Raw genomic sequence first — 16,150 nt, 5'->3', positions numbered from 1 at the left:
TCAACAGCGCCCAAACTCTCGTGATAGTGGCTGACTCAGTACGATCACCGTCAGAGCTAACTCACACTCGGGATCATAATCTTTTAGAACACACTTTATTGGAAGCTGCAGTTGATCGGCCAATTCAGCTTTCAACCGCCGTTTATATTCATCGAGAATGGCTACATCGACAGAGCGAGTTATGCTGCGATTGCTCTGATCGAGTACAGCCAGAACCGGAATACGTTTATGGTCGGCGGAAATAATGATCTTATCATCATCAACTATGACAACTCGCTGTTTGCGTAAACCAATACCAAACATGCTGATATTCAAATTATTATTGATCCGAATAATTTCCTGTTTTAAATCAATCGGCGCCTGACCCATAACGCACCCTCTATCTATCAGAATTTTCTAATATATACCATAACATATTCTTTGTTGACAGACAACGGAAATGATATGGAAGAATATGTTCAGAGTTGATTCGTTTTGGAAAAGGTGTATGATTGTATAAATATAATAGTATCGGTAAGGGGAGCTAGGGAGGCCAGCTGAGATTTAGACCCGATAAGGTCTACGACCTGTAACCTGATCTGGGTAACGCCAGCGTAGGGAATGCAGCAGATTTTCTAAGGCTAATCAGTAATTGAAAAAGCACATAGCGCCTGGCCTTGCATATTATAATGACAAGCCGCTCTTGGGCTCCTTCCTCTAAAGAAGGAGCCCAAGAGCGGCTAAATCCCTGGATAAGTGCGGCGAGGATTCAGATGGAGTTAAAACCCCACCTGAATCAAGTCTGCTTTATGACTTGAATACGTTGGTCATGCCGGCTTCTTCTACCCGGTCTTTAATCTCTTTGATATCTGTAGTATAGAGGTTGAGTCGTTTCATCCGTTCAAAATATACAGATCCGGAGAAGGTGTACTTCTTGGTCATGCCTTCTTCGGTTTGCATACTTTCTTTAACAAACGCAATCGCGTCACCGCAAGCCAGGGAAGTCGGCAGAATAATCGGGTCTTGGCCAAACGCGGCGCGAGCGGCATTGTGCCCTGCCAGTGTGCCGGTAATAATTGCTTCGGTATGACCAACCAGCAGACCGGCCTTTTCACCGCCGCAGAAAACATTAGCCAGTCCATCAACATGCAGTGCATTATTGCGCGGCGACATACCTACATAGCGCATCGAATTGCCGATGCCGCCAGCATAAGGATCTTCATAGCGTGCTTCTTCAAAGCCTGGGATCTGCCGCAGAATCGCCAGCGGATAATAGGCTGTCATCAGTTTGGCGTGGCCGGTATCCAACAGGATAATATTGTCATTGAATTCCGCCAGCGCATATTGCTGACAGGCCTTCTGCGTTAACGACGCCTCTCCTTTTTGCAAATGCTTGGGGATAGGAATAATCGCAACACCGGTTGTATCAAGTTGTTCGACAATCTCTTTCGATAGCGAGTCTTTGAGAAGTTTACACGAACCACTCATAGCGCCAATTGAGCCATCAGGCTTTTTGCCGATTAGCTCTGTTATGCCAGCTTTGCCGGCGATCGACATCCGCGGTCCAAAGGTTGGGCAGCGGAAAATGCACATAACACAGCCGTTTCCATATTTAGTGCAGTTGCCTTGTGGGCCGGCCGTGCCGGAGGCATCGACAAAGCTATCGCCAACACCTTTGATCTCTTTCTTCTCAGTGTAGTGTTCGGCAATCAGAGTGGTAATGGTGTCACCGTCTTTTTCGATATCTTTTACTCTGGCACAGAGATGGATCTTGACACCAGCTTCAAGCAACGCTTTTTTTACCGCCGGTTCAATTTTCGCCACATCGTATAAAGAGACGTGTTTGTGACCTGGGAATTCCACATTCTTATGACGAGCTACCTGATCGGCAATCTGAAATAATTTGCCGCCGCCCATGGCAATTAACTCTTCAGTGGCAGAGAAACGACCATTGTTGCGTATAATGCCGCCAACCAGGCCGGTGCCGAGGAGCATGTCAGTCCGTTCGAACAGCTCAACCTCTGCCCCTGCCTGTCGCGCAGCCAGAGCAGCCGCACAGCCGGCCCAGCCGCCGCCGTTAATTATTACTTTTTTCGCCACTGCTGAATACCTCCTATTTCACTTTGACAATCATTTCGACTTCAACTGCCGCGCCAAGAGGAAGTTGGGCTACACCAACGGCAGAGCGGGCGTGTGTTCCAGCCTCGCCAAACAGCTTGGCGACTAACTCGGATGCGCCGTTGACTACTTTAGGCTGATCGGTAAAATCGACGGCACTGTTGACAAAACCAACTACTTTGATGATTTTCTCAACATTGTCAAGACTGCCGGCCACACTTTTAACCGCCGCCAGACAGTTTAGCGCACAAATTTTGGCTGCCTCATAACCCTCTTCAAGGCTTACTTCCTGCCCAAGCTTGCCTTTGTACTTGACCTCGCCTTTCACGATCGGAAGCTGACCTGAGGTATACACATGATCACCGCAGCGTACAGCAGGAACATAAGCAGCCACCGGCTTTGCCACCTCTGGCAAGGTTAGTCCTAATTCATTTAGCTTGTCTTCAAATCCCATTTTTTCTTCCACCTTTCTAACCTTAAAATCAGCCAAACGCCTTCCCTACGGAATCTTTTTTTCGCACCTGATATATGGTGATATCCATCCGCAGAAAAGTATGCTTTAGCTGCAAAATCTGAAGGATTAAGCCGTTTTCTTGTTCACCGCATCCTTGAGAAGCGACCTTTGAGACAATTCTATAGATGTTGCCAGACTCCTGCCGACAATTCCTATTTTCTCCTGATTCAGTACCGCTAATCCCATGACAAGCATACTTCTGTTTAGATTTTTTCTATTGATTCCTGATCTCCCAGGGTGTATGATTGAATAAATATAATAGTGTAGGCAAGGGGTGCTGGAGAGGCCGGCTGAGATTTAGACCCGATAAGGTCTATGACCCTGTAACCTGATCTGGGTAATGCCAGCGTAGGGAATGCAGCAGATTTTCTGAGGCGCATCCGTACGGATGCGCCTTTTCTTAGAGCGTCAAGAAAGTATAACTGTGGAAGTATGTTAGCGCAAAGAACGCAAAGCGTGCTAGCGGTTGGCCGCAAAAACGCGAAAGGCGCTACGCGCCTACGCGAAGGGAACGCACAAAAAAAATATGCGCACACACGTGCGCATCGTGTCATTTGGCCGTCCATAGTAGCGCTTGTGGCGCTAGTGCGGCTTGTGCTGAACGTACCTCGGCTCCCCAAGGACCGCAAAGCGGTTTTTCTTGCTACATAGAAAGAGGTGTAATTATGAATACAACATCAACCCTTGGCTTCAAACACTTTCTGTTTCTTTGGTTCGGCGCCGCGGTATCGGTGCCGGAAATTCTCGCTGGCGGATTGCTTGCCCCACTTGGCTTAGCCAGCGGCGCGACTGCCATACTGGCAGGGCATTTGATCGGCACTACCCTGCTGGCTCTGGTTGGCCTGATCGGGTTCCAGGAGCGAGTGCCGGCGATTGAGTCGACGCGCATTTCATTTGGCGCTTACGGCGCCCGCTTATTCGCATTGTTGAATGTGCTACAGTTGATTGGCTGGACAACAATTATGATCCTCTCGGCGGCCCGTTCTGTCAACGAAATCACGAAAATTCTATTCCAGATTGATAACACCACAATTTGGAGCGTAACTATCGGCGCTTTAATCCTGCTGTGGGTGGCTCTCGGTCGGGAAAGCGGCTGGAAGAAGCTCAACATGGCAGCAGTTTGGCTGTTATTTGGCTTAACCGTAGTATTGAGCTGGGCCGTGCTGCGGAACCCGGTGGTGGCTCAGCAGCCAGCCGCAGGGATGCTGAGTTTCACGGAAGCGATCGAGCTGAGCATAGCCATGCCTCTATCTTGGTTGCCGCTGGCCGCAGACTACACCCGATTTGCCCGTTCTGGCAAAGGTGCTGCCTGGGGCAGCTTTATTGGCTATTTCACTGGAAGCTGCTGGATGTACCTCATTGGTCTTGGTGTTGCCGTCAAAACCGGCAATGCCGATCCGGCGGCAGTCATGCTAGCAGCAAATCTAGGTCTTGCGGCCTTAGGGATTGTGATCCTGGCAACTATTACAACCACCTTCATGGACGCCTATTCGGCCGGAGTCAGTATCGCCACTCTTTGTCCTGGTCTCAACGAAAAACATATGGCCATGGCGGTCACGGTACTGGGCGCGGCGCTTGCCCTCATCATTGATATGGAACAATACATTTCATTCTTGTTAGCCATCGGCTCAGTATTTGCGCCATTATTCGCGATACTGCTGACAGATTACTTCATATTAAAGAATCGCCGCATCCGTCCAGAACTACAGGCAAACTGGTCTGCCTTGGCGGTTTGGTGCGTAGGGATAGCCCTATATTATCAATTCCTTGATCTTAAACTTGCGCTCGGCGCGACGATTCCGGTCATTATCGTCACCGCGTTTATCTATACAATTGTCGGGAGGTTTGCCAACACATGGACATACTGCAAACAGCAGCCCAAGCCCTCGCAGCCATAAGGAAATCGAAGCCGCTGATCCACCACTTGACGAATTATGTAACAATTAATGACTGTGCTAACATCACTTTGGCTATTGGCGCATCGCCGGTCATGGCTAACGACCCGCAGGAAGTGGAAGAAATGGTTAGCCACGCAGCGGCGCTGGTGATCAACATTGGAACCCTTGACGCGACCAAAGTGCAATCAATGATCGCGGCCGGCAAGCAAGCCAATACGCTCGGCATCCCAGTCATCTTCGACCCGGTAGGAGTAGGGGCTACGTCTTTTCGCAGGCAAGCGGCCGGCCAAATACTGCAAGCTGTGCAGCCAACGGTGATCAGAGGCAATATGTCGGAAATCAAAACTCTGGCCGGTTTCGAGGCAGTCACTCGCGGAGTAGACTCGGCGGTTGATACGGCAGATGGTGACCAAGCGGCGCAAACGGTAGCAAAAAAACTGAATTGCATTGTCACGATTACTGGCAAAATGGACCTCATTGTCAGCAATCAGGGCCTGTACCGCATCGACAACGGACATCCCCTTTTGGCTAACGTGACCGGAACCGGCTGTATGGCCACTTCGCTTATCGCCTGTTTCTGTGGTGTGACTACCGATTACCTCGCCAGCGCCGTTGGCGGCATAGCGGTAATGGGGATCGCCGGCGAGATCGCTGAGCGTTCTCTGAAACCAGATGAAGGAATAGGCACGTTTAGGGTTAGATTGTTTGACGCAGTATCAAATATGACTCCTGAACTGCTGCTACGGCACGGCAGAGTAAACCAGGGGTAAACGTAGCGTCTGAAAACGAGGCAGCACTTCAACCGCAGAGTACGCAGATTACACGGAGGGTTCGCTGAGGGCTACTGGATTTATTGATTATAATAGTATTTTCCGCCCCCTCCGCAACCCTCTGGGATCTCTGCGTACTCTGCGGTTAGCGTCCTTAAACCACGGATACTCAGATACGAGAGGAGAATGATTATGAACATTAGAAAACTAACGTTTACTGCTCTATTTATCGCCATTGGCGTATTGTCGGCTCATTTGGTGTATATCCCGGTGGGTGTCGCAAAATGTTTCCCTGTGCAGCATGCTATCAATGTCCTGTTGGCGGTTCTGCTAGGAACTCGCTACTCGACCGGCGCGGCGTTTGGCATCTCGCTGTTGCGCAATCTGTTGGGCACTGGCTCCATTCTAGCCTTCCCTGGCAGCATGATCGGCGCTGCACTGTCTGGCATACTCTATAAACGCACTGGGCATATCTTGGGCGCAATCGCTGGCGAAATCATCGGCACTGGCCTAATCGGCGGTCTTTTATCCTTCCCGATCGCCAAGTTCCTGATCGGTTCACCTGTCGGCGCGTTCTTTTTCATTATCCCGTTCCTAGTCAGCACAGTCGGCGGCAGTTTGATCGCCTGGCTGCTGTATAAGACACCGGTAGTTGCGTACTCGCGGGAGATATTGGGACAGAACACAAGATGAGTACGGAGTAAGGAACGATTATTGAACCGAAACGCAATGCGCACTGCGTGCGCCGCCAAATGGATACGGCGCGCACGCAATGCGCATATATTATTTCTTTTTGGCGCAGTAACACAGCGCCTACTTCATTTGTTTTGGCGGTTCAAAAGAGTCTCGTTCTCGCGGCTAATTTCTCTATTTTGCCCACACATAGAACGGATAGTAGCCTACCAAGGTTCCGTCAACAAAGACATTGATCGCATAAAATCCTTCAGTCGGGAAGGTGACTTTCCATTGAACAATTTGGTTTTGCATCGCTCCTGCGCGGGGAAATTTGAGGTCAAATTCCAAGCGGCAAAGATTGGCTTTGCCCAAGGAATCGGTTAAGACCATCGCGTTTGAGACCGACTGGAACTGTCCGGTTGCAATGAAATTCGTCGAAGTCGAAAAAGCCACTTTGGCAGGAAATTGAGCTGCGGCGAAGCCCATAATCAATCCATCAAGCGACCGATTACCATTCTGATATTGAATTACCTGGTTACCCATGACATGACTGGAGACAAAGACTGGATGGTCACCGGTAATAACTTTGATGCTGGCATGGCTCACTTGCGGCAAAAGCAGCAAGAAAAGCCCTAATAGAATAGTTAAAAAGCTTCGCTTATGCAACACCAATGCGCCTCCATTCAAATGCAATAATTTCTATAATTTACATTATTTAGTATATACCAAATCTTTTTCCCGGTCAATCCGACATGAGAAAAACTGCCGACATTGTCTTAATAGTACCGAGAGATTTTATAAGTACGATGAACACCAGCGGCACTAGCGATACACGAGCGACCACAAAACGTAGTTCCTTAGTGGCGCTAGTGTTCCTGCGTCACAAGCCTTCGTGACGCCTTACAACTTAAACTAAATAAAATGTGCTGTGTCGAAATCTAGTTTCAACACAGCACATTTTCTGTTGCTGTTCAAATCCTATTCTGTTTTGTTTTCTTCGAGAATCCGTTTCACGCGGTCTTCGATCGATTCTTTCGGTTCGACAGCGGGGGCAATCTCTTTTGCCTTTGATCCGCCGGTTCTCCAGCTGATACCGACGCGGGCTTGTTTCTCCCAACCGTCGTTACTGATACCAATTGCGGCGTTCAACATGACATCTGGTTGAGTGTAATGATACACGCCAACCGCAAACGCAGCTGTGCCGTTATAGGTGCCAATGCCTGCGGAATATTGGGTCGGCTCTTTGGGATCATAGGCAAGTGGCGCTAAAGCGGAGAATGCAGCTGCAGAAGCTCCGACGCGATCGACTTTGTCGTCAACTACACGAAGTTGGTTCATATTGACTGCATCCGTGCCGTTGATGCCAGGGGCAACGTTCATGATTCTACGCTCGTAACCGGGTTGGCCGACGGAAACGGTATCAGGTTCGGTTGCAATGGAATGAGCCCCAATGGCAACACTGCCAATTTTGCCGCCGCCGCTAGCATAAGACTCAAATCCAACTGCGGTGTTCTCGAATCCCAGCGCCTGGCTACTCGCCCCCATAGCAGTGTTTTTAGTTCCTACTGCCCATGCCCCATAACCAATTGCCCTATTCGACGTGCCGCCTTCTGCACGTGAACCATAACCCATATGGCCGTTATTGTATTCATCCACGGGGACTAGATCGCCAAAAATGATGTTGTTTCCAATAACACCTGCCACACCAACAGCCGTGTTATAATCCCCGTTGCCTGCCACAGCGCCAACGACGTCAGTAATTGTGTTATTACTTAATTCAGTTGAGCCATGATGTGCCCCTACTGGCAAAGCCAGTGTTAACGAAAGACAGATACCGACTGTAAGTAGCGACAACCTTCGCTTGTTAGTTTTCATATGTCTCCCCCTATAGGGTTGTTTATTTGGTTTTTGAAGTGGCTGAGAGTGAACTCTCAACCACTTCGAAATGAACAGTCCGCTTGTTCCTCTTAACGGCGAATAATTACGCCAGTTCCAGTGACTTTGTTGTTTCCAGCCATACCGCCGTTAAATTGGCCGACCGTACCGATTGCGAGATTGTTGTTGCCACCCGAGATATAAGCACCCATTCCCTGAACCTGATTCATTTTCATGAAGCTATCTCCATTGGAGTACCCAGCAGTCATGTTGAATATACCGACTGAACCGATAGCTCTGTTGTTGTCACCATTTACTATCCAGGCACCAGTGCTAGGTAACACGGTATTATTGGTTACATAACTGACTGGCCCGCCCCAAGGAGAGGCATTCACGCTACCGGTAAACATTCCAACATAACCGGTTGCCGTATTATTGTTGCCGCCTTCAATAATGGCGCCCGTACTTGACTGAACTGTGTTCTGGGCTACATTTCCAGCAAACACCTGTACTTGCCCTTGTCTGGCTTCGTTCGGAACTTCGGTATATATGTTTCCAGTAAAGCTACCCACAGTACCAGTCGCTCTATTCCCAGTACCTGCAATTACAACAGCACCCTGGCTAGCATATACAACGTTTCCTTGGACTCCATTCTCACGAGTTCCTGCAGTATTAAAAATACCGACGTCACCTATGGCAGTGTTATTGGATCCGCCTGCCACATAAGCGCCTGTGCTTCCAGCCGAATAACCGGGCTCATCACCTTCGCCGTTTACCCAAATATTCTTCATTTGGTTGTTGTAACTGCCATCAAAAATACCTACTCTACCGATAGCAGTGTTTGAGTTCCCCGAGTTAACTACAGCACCTGTACCCATCTCAACTGTATTGTTGTTACTGTTGTAGAATTGCCCTACTGTACCAATTGCTCGCGCGCCATCACTCCGGCCAATATACGCCCCAAGTCCATTGACGGTATTCGTATTGGTTTGACCATTAAAAATACCAACATAGCCTTCCGCATGGAAATTTAATGCTCTGTTATCAACTTCGGACCCGGTACCTATAACCACGTTATTCCCATTGAATTGTCCAGCATTACCTGGGGTAAAAATACCAACTTGGCCTACAGCAATGCCGTTGAACAAATATCCATCATACCATTCAGCCGCAAACACCGGCGTACAGAAAATAGACCCGACCAACATTGCAGCAACGGCCAGAGCTGCTCTCTTAGAAGTTTTTCTCATTTCTTTTCCCTCCAAATACTTTATTACTGAACCCCCGAATCAACTTGGAAACTGGATAACTAAGCTACCCACCTCCCGCGTAAACGTATCGACAAGCCAATCGCACAGAGCACGCTCTAGGCGACTAGCTTATCAAACATGAAGACTTAAGCAGAACGGTAATCCCCTGCTTAAATCAGGATGTCCCCTGCCATCCATCTTATCCAAATCATGGCAGTATTATTCCAAATTCCCATAAGTTTAATATACATTTTTTCCCATTGCATTTTTGTCTATTTACAGGACATGCCTTAACAATATTCTGACAATTTTTAGGACTTTAGGCCTAGGTTATGTTCAAAAAGACAGACTTTTGTCCTGTCACTGCGTAAATCAAGTACTATTTGAGCGAATAAGGATTGTTTTTTTGCTAATTTGTATTTAAAAGAGAACAACCCGCCTTTGCAGTACAAAGACGAGTTGCTAGATTAGAAACAATTTTTGAACCGCCAAAACAAATGAAGTAGGCGCTGTGCGCCTGCGCCAAAAGGAACGCAAAACAGAAATTAATGCGCACATTGTGCGCAACGTACCCGCTTTAATGGCGCGTTAGCGCATGGCGTTTTGGCGGTTCAAATACGTTCCCCTGTCGTACATTTGGCTTGCTTTATATTATAAGAAAAGCGTAGGCAATTTTGCCTGCGCCTCGTGATCTTTATATAGTTTTACAGCTCAAATTAATATCGTTTCCGTTTACTCGACGCCGCTATTCCCATCTCTTCCCGGTATTTCGTAACCGTGCGGCGAGAAATGGTGGTGCCGGTGCAAGCCAGAGCTTGCGCGATCGCTTGGTCGCTCAGCGGTTGACCGGACGGCTCGGCTGCGATCAGCTCACGAATTGCCTGTTTTACAGTAGAGGCAGACAATGCCTCTCCCTCGGTGCTGCTAACGCCAGAGGTAAAGAAGGTGCGTAAGCTAAACAATCCATGTGGAGTCGCCGCATATTTATTGGATGTTGCCCGGCTGACGGTCGATTCGTGAATACCCAGCCGGTCGGCCACAGTTTTCATCGTGAGGGGTTTAAGCTGTTTGGGTCCATAGTCAAAAAAACCACGCTGCAAATCTACGATTGCTTCTGCTACATTGTATAGAGTCCGCCGGCGCTGCTCAATGCTTTTAATCAGCCAGACTGCTGCATTAAGCCTGCCCTCTACGAATTTTCTGGTATCTGCGTCAATGTCGTGTATCACCCGCCGGTAATAGGGATTAATCGTTAAGCGTGGAACTTGCGTATCGTTGACAACAATGATGTATGAACCATTGACCCGTTCAATTGTAATATCAGGTGTTACATATGAAGACTGACCACTGCCAAACGCGCTGCCTGGCTTCGGGTCAAGTGTCCGGATGAAGTCCACTGCCTGTTGAATTTCACGTGGTGTCACTTTTAGCTGTTCAGCAATATGCCGTAGGCGGCCTTCGCCCACATCTGGCAGATACTTATTGATGATCGACCAAATTAGTGGATCATTTACCCCTCTGTATTTGAGTTGCAGCGCTAAGCACTCTTTTAAGTCCCGTGCCGCCACGCCGGGAGGATCAAAGCTTTGCAACAAAGCCAGCGCAACTTCGACAGCGCCTGCCGTAACATTTAGTGCCGCTGCTGCCTCTGGCACACTAATGGTCAAATAGCCATTATCGTCCAAACAACCAATCAGATAGCGACCAATCTTTTCTGACAGGTCGTCATGAGCAGCTACATGCATCTGCAGCTCCAAATGGTCTCGCAATGAACCGACACCGCCAACCATGGACTCGAAGGATCGCCTTTCTTCGACGGCAGCGACTTCTCCGTTGTAGACGCCTTCATTGAAATATGCTTCCCATTCAAGGTACTCATCCAGCTTGGTTTCGGCAGGCTTCTCATCCTTAACAGGTTCTTGGCTTTGCTCTGCCGTAGTTTCGGCTTCTGCCGACTCCTCCATTTCCAATACCGGATTCTCCAAAACTTCCTTTTCAAGCAATTCCGCCAATTCTAGGGACGAAAGTTGCAGCACGGCGATAGCCTGGCACAACTGCGGTGTCATAACTAATTTTTGACTGATATCAAGTTTGAGGCCAAATTCCATTCGCACTACGAAGCCCTCCTCCCCAGGCAATATCAAACAAAACTTACGCAAGCAAGTAACCGCAGGAGTGATTGCGCAACTCTTGGCGCTTTAGCGCCGTAGTGTTGGCGGCATACCCCTTGCGGGTGCAACAATCGAACGCTATGCCATCCTTGGCGCGTTCGACACTAGCGCATCCTTGCGCATCGCAGATGTGGTTAATAACAGCTTCTCTCAACAGATGCGGGGCAACTGGTCATCAGCCAGCATATCTAATAGTCGAATACCACCAATCGCGGTGCGTAAGCCGACTAGTCCCCTGTGTTCTGCAGTTACCTGTCCTATTTTTCGTGCGCCCCGGCCCAACGGGTGCCGGTGCAGAGTCGCTAACGTTTTCTCACTAAAAGAAGATTCGACGAATAGAATCAATTTCCCTTCATTGGCGAGGTAGAGAGGATCGTAGCCAAAAATTTGGCAAATCGCGCAAACAGTGGGGTTGACTGGTATTAATTCTTCCTCCAGCAAAATTCCAACATTTGCTTGACTAGCAATTTCGTTTAACGTGGTGGCCAATCCACCCCGGGTCGGGTCACGCATGACGGCGACCTGAGGAACTGCTACCAGCAATTCGCTAATTAGACTATTTAGCGGAGCACAGTCACTGATTACTTCGCCAGGAAACTTCAGGCCGTGCCTCTCCCGCATAACAGCCAACGCATGTTCCCCCAGAGAACCGCTGACAATGATGTCTTGACCTGGCGCGGCATTGACTGGCTTGATGTCAACGCCTGTGATCAGTCTGCCGAGACCGGCGGTATTAATAAATATACCATCAACGGCCCCTTTTTCCACCACTTTTGTATCTCCAGTTACGATAAGAACGCCAGCCTCCCGAGCCGTGGCAGCCATCGAGTTCACGATTTTCTGTAAATCAGCTAGGGGAAAGCCTGTCTCAAGTACAAAACTAGCGCTAATATAAAGTGGTTCGGCGCCACTGACCGCCAGATCATTGACAGTGCCGCATACAGCCAACCGCCCAATATCGCCGCCAGGAAAGAATAACGGTTTAACCACAAACGAATCAGTGGTAAAAGCCAGATTCGCGCCTTGAATCGTAAACCGAGCTGCATCATGTCCTTCGTTTAATATCGTATTAGCAAAGGCGGGTAGCAAAATCGCGGAGATAAGGTCATGACTCAGCTTGCCGCCACTGCCATGGCCTAAGCGTATGAAATCATTCACGCCAACCACCGTCCTTGTCCATATCTATACCAAGCCGCGCATGCTCCTTCGGCCGAGACCATGCAGGCCCCGATTGGCTGTACCGGTAAACAGGCTTTGCCAAACAGAGAACAGGCAGGCGGCTGGACGAATCCGCGCAGCACATCACCACAGCGGCAGCCCTCCGGTTCACGGCTTTCGGCTACAGCAACCGGCAGATTATATTCGGCGTTATAGTCTTGATATTCCCGCCGCAGACGAAGTCCAGACGCCGCTATAACCCCTAAACCCCGCCATTCGCTGTCATCGGGCTCAAATACGACTTCAAGCATTTGCTGAGCCACGGGATTGCCGTCAGGCCTGACTACAGACGGATAAGCATTCTCCAGCCGTGTCTCTGCCACCCCGCTCACTTGCATCATGATCAGCATAATCGCCCTAAGAATGTCCAGAGCCCCAAAACCAGTGACGACGGCGGGTTTATGATATTCTACCGGCAAAAACGCATAAGGAGCAAGACCGGTAATCATGCAGACATGCCCAGGCAAAAGAAACCCGTCCAGTTTCGTCTCTGGCAATGCCAGCAGGACTCTTAGCGCTGGCGGCACTTGCTTATGTGATGATAGGACAAAAAAATTCCTCAGTCCTTTTTTCACCGCTGTTAGAATAGCCGCCGCCACGGCAGGTGCTGTTGTCTCAAAACCAACCGCCAAGAAAACTACACGATACAGCGGATTGTCCACAGCTAATTGTACCGCGTCGAGCGGCGAGTAGACGACACGCACATTAACACCAGCCTCTTTTTCACGCGCCAGGCTAGAAGCTGTACCAGGGACTTTCAACATATCGCCGAAACTGGCAACAATCATGCCCGGCAGCTTACAGTAGGCAATAGCTTGGTCAATATAGCAATTGGGAGTTACACAGACAGGGCAGCCTGGACCGCTGACTAGCTCGATTTCCGGTGGCAGCATTCCGCGGATCCCTGACAAGCAAATAGCCGTTGTATGGGTACCGCACACTTCCATCAGCCGCATCGGCCGGGCCAAACGTTGAATTTCAGCCAGCATCGCCGCAGCAGCACGGCGGGTTTCCCGGCTATTCACGAACCACTCTCCGCCCAACCTTGATACACTGTCAGTATTTCCGTTACTGCCTGCTGATCAATGGTTTGCATGGCAAAACCAGCATGAACTAACACCCATTCTCCTAGCTGCAGTCCAGGCAGCAACAGGCTGCTAACCTGTCGCACCACGCCAGCAGTCTCCACTGTCGCCATTCCATCACTAACATCTGTTACCAATGCCGGTACTCCCAAGCACATGCTATACACACTCTCCTACTTAGACTAAATACAAACACAGACCTCACGCGTCACTGCACAGAGCGTTCAGAAAGGTCCATATGCTAGGCAGACGAACCCGTCCCAGTCGCGACGCGTACATATGGTACGCTAGCAATGGGGCGGGTCGGCGAACAACGCAGATGGGCCTTTATCAACGCTATGTGCCGCGATGGCAGCCTGGCCTAAACATAACCCTCCATCACTGATTGGAACCTGCCGCGGTATATAGATGCTAAATCCCTCTAAACCAAGCCTCGTGACAGTAGTAGCAAGCAGCCTAGCATTCTGCCACACACCACCGCCAAGCACAACTACCCGGATCCCAGTTACTTCAGCCAACCGATTGACGACTCTACATATTGCATCAGCCATCGTCTCATGAAAGGCTGCAGCCAACACTGCTGGCGATTGCTTGGGCAGCCAATCCAGCAGAGCGGCATAGGTTGGCATAAAGTCGACAGTCAGTGGTGGGCCTTCGCGCAACAGATACGGCAAAACTGTTCCTGGCATTGTCCCAGCCAGATATTCCAGTTCACTTGCCGCTTGACCTTCATACTGGTTATATAGTCGCCCGCCGATCAGCGCTGCCGCAGCGTCGAAAAGCCGACCGGCACTGGAGGTTAATGGCGAGTTCAGTCCGTTTGCCGGCATAGCAGCCACAGTCTGCCACCATTCAGGTAGCAGCGATGTAAAATGGTGATGACTCGTACCAACCTGATCTCCGCCGATTTCCCGAACCAGCCAAGCCGCCAGCCGCCAAGGCTCACGCACCGCTTGCTCACCACCTGGCAAAGGCAAATAGGCGAAATGCGCCTCTCGGCTAAAACCAGTCAAATCACCGACGAGAAACTCACCTCCCCACACCGCCCCGTCTTCACCGTAACCAGTGCCATCAAGCGCAACCCCGATGACCGGTCCGGCTAAATCATGTTCTGCCATGACTGCAGCAATATGAGCATGGTGATGTTGCACACCAACTGTGGGCAGCCCACAGTTGAGAGCATAGCGGCTTGACCAATAGCCGGGATGCAAATCATGGGCAACCAAACTAGGCCTGACCGAAAATAGAGTCTGGTATTGCTCCAATAGCTGTCCAAAAAAAGTAAATGCCGCCTGGTTGGCGAGATCGCCAATATGGGGGCTAATAAAACCCTGCCCCTCTCGTGTCAGGCAAAATGCGCTCTTCAAATCGCCGCCAACCGCCAGAATAGAGTCTGTTAGATGCGGTAAACTCACCGGTGCCGGCGAGAACCCCCGGCTACGACGGATAAACAACGGTTGATCACGAAACAAACGGATAACCGAATCATCAGCCCGCCGTTCAATTGGACGGTTATGACTAAGAAAATAATCAGCCACATCAGCCAACTGGCCGAGCGCGTCAGTGTCATCATAAACAATCGGCTCGTCTGAGCGGTTACCGCTAGTCATTACCCAGACATCATCAGCTTGCAGTAGTAACCAATACAGCGGCGCATAGGGCAGCATGACTCCCAGCCGCGAGTTCTGCGGCGCAACTGAAGCCGCCAAATCATAGTATTGCTTTTTTTCGAGTAGTACAATCGGTCGTTCTCGTCCAGCCAGCCATGCCGCTTCTGCCGAAGAAACGTGACAGATCTGTCGCACTGCGCCTAGACTACCGGCCATGACAGCAAATGGCTTTGACTCACGGCCCTTACGGCGACGCAATAGCTCAACCGCTAATTGGTTGCGCGCGTTACAGACTAACTGCCAGCCGCCCAACCCTTTGAGTGCGACAATCGCGCCAGCAGCAATCAATTGACTGGTTCTGCTGATGACATCATCTGTCTGGATCTCGTTGCCGCTCGCATCCAGCAGGTGGCAACGCGGTCCGCAGACTGGGCAAGCATTCGGCTGGGCATGAAAGCGACGATTTATCGGATCTTCGTACTCGCGCCGACAAGCAGGGCAAAGCAAAAAGCCGGCCATCGTTGTGGCCGGCCGGTCATAAGGCAAGCCGCGGACAATCGTATAGCGCGGGCCACATTCCGTACAATTAATAAAGGGATAGCGATACCGGCGGTCTGCCGGATTGAACAGTTCGCGGCAACAGGCTTCGCAAGTAGCGAGGTCGGGAGAGAGCAAGGTTGTTGGCCTTGCAGACGTATCGCTCTTAGCAATGAAAAAGCCGGTCTCACCGACCGGCTCTAACTGTTGTACTATCACCTGCTCAACAACAGCCGGCCTGGGCGCTTCCTGAGTCAAAGCACACTGGAAGACTGCCAGAGCAGCATCAGTTCCTTCCACTTCAAGGGAAACACCGCCGCCATCGTTTTTCACCCAGCCAGACAGCCCCAGACGATGTGACAATTGATAAACAAAGGGGCGGAACCCCACCCCTTGTACAATACCTGTGATATGAATTGCGAGTCTCGTCAAGTCCTCACCTACTGGTCT

General features: G+C 50.0%; 14 protein-coding genes and 2 riboswitches. Of the genes, 3 read left to right on the top strand and 11 right to left on the bottom strand.

Translation table 11 applies throughout. The annotated features are described in order from the left end of the window. From AXX12_RS11005 to AXX12_RS10995, 3 genes are all read right to left on the bottom strand, one after another. Positions 1-369 carry a Na-translocating system protein MpsC family protein gene (locus tag AXX12_RS11005; protein ID WP_066242264.1) on the bottom strand — a complete coding sequence of 123 codons (369 nt, stop codon included), beginning with the start codon at positions 367-369 and terminating at the stop codon, positions 1-3. Positions 370-506: 137 nt separating this feature from the next. Further along, positions 507-618, top strand: a riboswitch (TPP riboswitch). 168 nt (positions 619-786) lie between these two features. Beyond that, positions 787-2,079 carry an FAD-dependent oxidoreductase gene (locus AXX12_RS11000; RefSeq protein WP_066242260.1) on the bottom strand — a complete coding sequence of 431 codons (1,293 nt, stop codon included), beginning with the start codon at positions 2,077-2,079 and terminating at the stop codon, positions 787-789. Between the two features lie 13 nt (positions 2,080-2,092). Continuing rightward, positions 2,093-2,551, bottom strand: coding sequence for a RidA family protein (locus tag AXX12_RS10995; protein ID WP_066242258.1), 459 nt, complete (start codon positions 2,549-2,551; stop codon positions 2,093-2,095). A 320-nt stretch (positions 2,552-2,871) separates the two neighbouring features. After that, positions 2,872-2,984: riboswitch (TPP riboswitch) on the top strand. Between the two features lie 292 nt (positions 2,985-3,276). Between AXX12_RS10995 and cytX the strand changes: the two genes are divergently transcribed. The 3 genes from cytX to thiW all read left to right on the top strand — a co-directional run bounded on the left by cytX (position 3,277) and on the right by thiW (position 5,972). Beyond that, on the top strand, positions 3,277-4,509 hold the full coding sequence (cytX, locus tag AXX12_RS10990; protein WP_066242255.1) for a putative hydroxymethylpyrimidine transporter CytX: 1,233 nt from the start codon (positions 3,277-3,279) through the stop codon (positions 4,507-4,509). Further along, on the top strand, positions 4,467-5,279 hold the full coding sequence (gene thiM, locus AXX12_RS10985; RefSeq protein WP_066242252.1) for a hydroxyethylthiazole kinase: 813 nt from the start codon (positions 4,467-4,469) through the stop codon (positions 5,277-5,279). The genes cytX and thiM overlap by 43 nt, the downstream gene beginning before the upstream one ends. 192 nt (positions 5,280-5,471) lie before the next feature. Continuing rightward, positions 5,472-5,972 carry an energy coupling factor transporter S component ThiW gene (gene thiW / locus AXX12_RS10980; RefSeq protein WP_066242250.1) on the top strand — a complete coding sequence of 167 codons (501 nt, stop codon included), beginning with the start codon at positions 5,472-5,474 and terminating at the stop codon, positions 5,970-5,972. 174 nt (positions 5,973-6,146) lie between these two features. On the opposite strand, the gene AXX12_RS10975 is transcribed toward thiW, so the two are convergent. The 8 genes from AXX12_RS10975 to hypF form a co-directional block, all read right to left on the bottom strand. Continuing rightward, positions 6,147-6,623 (bottom strand): DUF6941 family protein, encoded by a 477-nt coding sequence (locus AXX12_RS10975; RefSeq protein ID WP_066242248.1) that lies wholly within the window; start codon positions 6,621-6,623, stop codon positions 6,147-6,149. A gap of 309 nt (positions 6,624-6,932) precedes the next feature. Then, entirely contained in the window at positions 6,933-7,829 is an 897-nt protein-coding gene (locus AXX12_RS20015) for a YadA-like family protein (protein WP_066242245.1), read from the bottom strand. A 92-nt stretch (positions 7,830-7,921) separates the two neighbouring features. Continuing rightward, complete coding sequence (locus tag AXX12_RS10965; RefSeq protein ID WP_066242242.1) at positions 7,922-9,079, bottom strand: hypothetical protein; 1,158 nt, start codon at positions 9,077-9,079, stop codon at positions 7,922-7,924. A 716-nt stretch (positions 9,080-9,795) separates the two neighbouring features. Continuing rightward, on the bottom strand, positions 9,796-11,187 hold the full coding sequence (rpoN, locus tag AXX12_RS10960) for an RNA polymerase factor sigma-54 (protein WP_066243077.1): 1,392 nt from the start codon (positions 11,185-11,187) through the stop codon (positions 9,796-9,798). A 213-nt stretch (positions 11,188-11,400) separates the two neighbouring features. After that, the gene (gene hypE, locus AXX12_RS10955) at positions 11,401-12,408 is read right to left on the bottom strand and encodes a hydrogenase expression/formation protein HypE (RefSeq protein ID WP_066242239.1); all 1,008 of its coding nucleotides are present in this window, start codon (positions 12,406-12,408) and stop codon (positions 11,401-11,403) included. Then, positions 12,405-13,457 (bottom strand): hydrogenase formation protein HypD, encoded by a 1,053-nt coding sequence (gene hypD, locus AXX12_RS10950; RefSeq protein ID WP_066243074.1) that lies wholly within the window; start codon positions 13,455-13,457, stop codon positions 12,405-12,407. Before hypD ends, hypE begins: the two co-directional genes overlap by 4 nt. 32 nt (positions 13,458-13,489) lie before the next feature. Next, positions 13,490-13,711, bottom strand: coding sequence for a HypC/HybG/HupF family hydrogenase formation chaperone (locus AXX12_RS10945; protein ID WP_066242235.1), 222 nt, complete (start codon positions 13,709-13,711; stop codon positions 13,490-13,492). Positions 13,712-13,840: 129 nt separating this feature from the next. Further along, a complete protein-coding gene (hypF, locus tag AXX12_RS10940; RefSeq protein ID WP_066242233.1) occupies positions 13,841-16,132 on the bottom strand; it encodes a carbamoyltransferase HypF in 2,292 nt (763 codons plus the stop codon). Positions 16,133-16,150 lie beyond the last annotated feature (18 nt).

The organism is Anaerosporomusa subterranea (assembly GCF_001611555.1).
GTDB classification, from domain to species: Bacteria; Bacillota; Negativicutes; order Sporomusales; family Acetonemataceae; genus Anaerosporomusa; species Anaerosporomusa subterranea.
This window is presented reverse-complemented; position numbering and strand designations above follow the sequence as displayed.